Consider the following 1822-nt stretch of genomic DNA (forward strand, 5'->3'; position numbering starts at 1 on the left):
AAATTCTGTCATTCTTATTTATTATTTAATCAAACTTTTAAACGTGATACACCATAAGATGTTTTTAATAAAACAAAAAATTGTAAAAAAAATGTAAGTAAATGACCTAAAATTTCCTTATTTAAATTATCACTTAATTTTGACGAATCATACACAATTGTGTAGGGCTTATACACAGCATGCGTATTTCATTCAAAATATAATTTAGTTTCAAAAGCAGAAATATCAGATATTTCTAGTTTATCAAAAAACCCACCAATACCTGAATACAATATAACTATTTGTTGTCAAACTTTTAATGGTGTATATTTATCTTGTTTCAAAATCTCAACAAGACGATACCCCTTATTTAGTAAATATTTTGTTTCTTCGTCAAGATCAGACCCAAAACTCGAAAATGATTCGATTTCACGAAACTGCGCTAATTCTAACTTTAGAGAACCTGCTACTTTTTTCATAGATTTTAGCTGTGCATTTGATCCAACACGACTAACAGATAATCCAACATTAATAGCAGGACGTATTCCTTTATAAAATAATTCAGTATCTAAAAAAATTTGACCATCCGTAATTGAAATAACGTTTGTAGGTATATATGCAGACACATCACCTGCTTGTGTTTCAACGATAGGTAAAGCTGTTAAAGAACCAAAACCAAAACTTTTGCTTAATTTAGCAGCTCTTTCCAATAAACGTGAATGTAAATAAAAAACATCTCCAGGATATGCTTCACGACCAGGTGGTCTTCTTAATAATAAAGACATTTGACGATACGCAACCGCTTGTTTACTTAAATCATCATAAATAATTAAAGCATGTTTTTTATTATCACGAAAATATTCACCTATGGCAGCTCCCGCATAAGGCGCTAAAAATTGTAAAGGTGCTGCTTCTGAAGCAGTTGCTGCTACAATTACACTATATTTTAAGGCATCATACTCTTTTAATGTTAAATAAATTGAAGCAACAGTAGACCTTTTTTGACCAATAGCAACATAAACACAATATAATGTTTTTTGATTTTCTTCAGATTTTAAAGGTGTATGTTTAAAGAAATTAAATTGATTTATAATTGTATCAATCGCAACAGAAGTTTTACCTGTTTGACGATCTCCAATAATTAACTCACGTTGTCCACGCCCTATAGGCACTAAACTATCTACGGCTTTTATACCTGTTTGCATAGACTCTTTAACAGAAGCTCTTGGAATAATACCAGGGGCTTTACGTTCTAATCTAGTTAGTTCTTTTTGAGGTATCATGTTTAAGCCATCAATTGGCTCACCCAATACATTAACAACACGACCTAACAAATTATGTCCGACATTGATAGATAGTAGTTTATCTGTACCAGCAACAAAAGCATTTTCTTTAATTAAACGCTCATTACCTAAAATAACAACGCTGACATTATTTTTATTTAAATTTAATACAAGACCTTTAACGTTATCTGGCCCCGCAAAATTAACCATCTCTCCTGCTTTAATTAAACGTAATCCGGAAACAATAGCAACACCATCAATTACTTGTAATACATATCCTATATGATTACCCATAATACTTTTTTGTTTTGAAAAACTGGCTAGTAGATTATTAAAATCAAGTTCGTTATATTTTGAAATTGTTTTGTTATAATTCATTCTCTCTCTTCTTTTATAGATATAAAGTTTATAAGATATGTCATAAAATTATGGCTATCTTTTTTTATCAAAAATATATAATAATTTCATATATTGATATTGTAAAATAATTAGTTTTGTTGCTAATCAAGTAACAATTTTATTTGCTTTTTTATGCAAATAAAATTAAAAATGTGATCATT

General features: G+C 29.1%; 1 protein-coding gene. It reads right to left on the reverse strand.

Annotation, left to right across the window (positions count from 1 at the left end; genetic code table 11):
* Positions 1-287: 287 nt before the first annotated feature.
* Positions 288-1640, reverse strand: a complete 1353-nt coding sequence (gene atpA, locus C0512_RS15390) for a F0F1 ATP synthase subunit alpha (RefSeq protein ID WP_290863159.1) — start codon at positions 1638-1640, stop codon at positions 288-290.
* Positions 1641-1822 lie beyond the last annotated feature (182 nt).

It is taken from the genome of Flavobacterium sp. (genome assembly GCF_013822155.1).
Taxonomy (GTDB): domain Bacteria; phylum Bacteroidota; class Bacteroidia; order Flavobacteriales; family Flavobacteriaceae; genus Flavobacterium.